The organism is Allobosea sp. FG18 (genome assembly GCF_057809495.1).
In genome coordinates this window covers 1-2,783 of sequence record NZ_JBMDKB010000070.1, presented here as the reverse complement: position 1 = coordinate 2,783, position 2,783 = coordinate 1, and the positions used below count along the sequence as shown (strand labels likewise).

Here is a 2,783-nt window from a genome sequence, read left to right as displayed (position 1 = left end):
GCAGAATCCCCCACGATCTCGCCCACATCACGTGCCTCGCGGAAACGACCGTTTGTGAGATGAGGGGCGTGACGAGGGTCGGAAGGGGATGGTTCCGGCTACGCTCGACGCCACGATCGGGGATCGTCGCCAGCCCAGGAAATGCAGGGTTTCCCGACACATTGACCGACGCTATCGTCATGAGATTCGGAGAGATCGCGATGACTAGCGTAAATACAAAGCGAATTTCTGAGATTTCGACGGCATATAGCTTGGTCGATGAGCCGCTAGATTCGCCGAAGCCGCTTAAGACAACCTTGGCCCGCTGGCCACACCTTGCATGTGAAAAATCTTTCGAGCCCAATGAGATCATGTTCAAGGCAGGAAAACCTAATCAACATGTGCTCTTGATCTCTGCTGGGGTGGTGAGAAGATACAAGACCCTCATGGATGGTCGCCGCCAAATCCTCGGATTTTCGATACCGGGAGACTGGATCGTTCCTTCTCTAGGAAATGAACTGAGCTTTTCGGCGGACGCGATCGATGCGGTGAGAGCCCATTCCTTCCGACGTGAAGGTCTCAACATCTCGTTCGCCGGGCAATCAGAGGTGTTGGCTCGCCTTTACGAACTCGCCCAGGCCCAACTGGCGGAGGCCGAGGAACACATACTGCTGCTCGGACGCCGACGCTCGGAAGAGAAGATTGCATGTTTTCTTCTCAGGATGCGCGAACGGTGGGCGCGGGTGGGTAGGCAATCGATAACAGTGCATTTGCCGATGTCTCGTCGCGATATCGCGGACTATCTCGGGGTTACAATGGAAACGGTCAGCCGCACGTTGGCCCGATTTGCGCGAGAGGGGATCATCTTGCCGGTTCCAGAGGGCGTGCGGCTGCTCAACGTTGGAAGGCTTGAACAGCTTTCCGGGTTTGAGGTTTCAGTGGCGGTATCGGCGGACTAGGCGACCGACTTGCGGCGGAGCCTTGGCTTCCGCCAGCAGTTTCGCGAAAAACCTGCGGCATCGCTCCATTTGCGGCGCAGAAGTTTGCCAATCCTTAGATCGTCGATGGCAGTGTCGCTGTTGAGGGGCTGCGCATGTCGTTACGACGAGACATTGCCGGGATGAGCGCGGTTCAATGGGCCGTGGTGTGCGGATGCTCGTTCATCATCGCTCTGGGAGCGGGGCTCGGGCTGCTGACGCCTTCGCCAGAGCGGGTGAATCATATCCGAAGAGAATTTCTACCTGCGGAACCTCAGGTGGTCGTTGTCCGCCCAGGTTCGCGATCGCTCAGCGAAACCCAGCAGGTGTCGTTCAGGATGTGCGGACGCGCGACCGGCGACTGCGTCGTTGACGGAGACACATTCTGGTACCGAGCCGAAAAAATCAGAATTGCCGACATCGACGCCCCAGAAACTGAGCAGGCCAAGTGCGCGAGTGAAAGGGCGTTGGGCGATCGGGCAAAGTACCGTTTGGCTGAGCTACTGTCTGAAGCGTCTTTCTCGCTCGAAGGCTATGGGTCGCGAGATCGGGATCAGTATGGCCGCCTTCTGCGCGTGGTTTACCAGAACGGGCGCTCCGTGGGCCAAATCCTGGTAGCCGAGGGATTGGCTCGGCCATGGCAGGGCCGACGCCGACCCTGGTGTTGATGATGGTGACGACGAAGAGAACAAGCCGGTGACCGCCCTCAGCGCCGACACTCCGACAAAGCCGCCGCCATCAGCCTCCACCACGGAGCGCGCCGCCTATCCGGGCAGTGAAGCGACGGTTGAACAGTTCATTGGCTTGGCTGACGAGTATCTCGCAGTGGCCCATTCGCTGCTTTCTCAGGTTAGCCGCAAAAGCTCGCTGTCCTCCGCCCCGGCGCGCCTGTGTGCGATTCATGCCGTCGAGATATATCTGAACGCCTTCCTCATCTTCCACGGCAGCGATCATAAGCAGGTGCGTGGGCTCCAGCACGATCTGGCTCAGCGGGCGGCTATGGCGACTGAGAAGGGCCTTCGCCTCCGGGTAAAGACACTGGCGCATCTCAGGCAAATCTATGATCAGCGTGAGTATCTGGTTGCTCGATACGGCCCGGAGCAGGCAGGCCGCTTGTCGGAACTCAACCGGATGTCCGCCACCTTGAAAGAGGTTAGCACGAAGGTCAGGGCAGCATTTCGGATGCAGCCTCCTCCTCTTGCCAATCGCGGCTAGAAGACCCTTTCATCCGTTTCCGGGATCGGATGAGCCAGGAGAATGGGTATTGATGGCGAAGGATTTGTCGGGAAACTTCTGAAACGCATGAGCGTTGCAGGGAGCATGATGACGCGCGAGCAGAGGGCCGGATTGGCGCGACTGATGCTCCGCTGGCCGGAAGGTCGGGCGGCCCTTCATTTGAAAGCCGCATCCGACGCTGCTTTGCGAGACCTCTGCGAAGTTACGAACTGGCCTGTGATGCCTCGGCCTACTGGTCGAGGTCGAACGCAGCAGGCGCTGGCGGCATCGCGGACGAGTACCGCTTGCTGATTTCCGAGTTGGAGTTCGCGGCACGCGAGTGGGCGCGTGGTTTCCCAGATCATGTTATCACCTACATCGACGGGTAGGCTATCGGCGTGGCGGCGGTCGCTCAGGCTGGTCTCTTCTAGCCGTGGCGATTCTCTGTTCTCGGAGCGATGTGCCCTATGCCCTTGACGACGGCTGGTTGGAGGATCATCGTCAGTAGCCTTGATGACGATGGCGACCAAGCTGAACACCACGCTGAGCCTGCCCGCCTGACTGCGGATTCCGACGTGAAGCCGGCCGGCATTCCGATCAATATCCGGCCAC

Annotated in this window: 3 protein-coding genes; all 3 read left to right on the top strand. The window is 59.1% G+C overall.

The features are described 5' to 3' along the window. A partial coding sequence (locus ACODTJ_RS29025) for a helix-turn-helix domain-containing protein (RefSeq protein ID WP_488851682.1) occupies positions 1 to 938 on the top strand: 938 nt, incomplete at its 5' end. A gap of 134 nt (positions 939 to 1,072) precedes the next feature. After that, positions 1,073 to 1,624, top strand: a complete 552-nt coding sequence (locus ACODTJ_RS29020; protein ID WP_488851680.1) for a thermonuclease family protein — start codon at positions 1,073 to 1,075, stop codon at positions 1,622 to 1,624. A gap of 28 nt (positions 1,625 to 1,652) precedes the next feature. Beyond that, the gene (locus ACODTJ_RS29015) at positions 1,653 to 2,171 is read left to right on the top strand and encodes a hypothetical protein (protein WP_488851678.1); all 519 of its coding nucleotides are present in this window, start codon (positions 1,653 to 1,655) and stop codon (positions 2,169 to 2,171) included. Positions 2,172 to 2,783 lie beyond the last annotated feature (612 nt).

Bases quoted from the DNA above. Each gene is read 5' to 3' on its own strand.
- ACODTJ_RS29020 (WP_488851680.1), top strand. From the start codon at position 1,073: ATGTCGTTACGACGAGACATTGCCGGGATGAGCGCGGTTCAATGGGCC.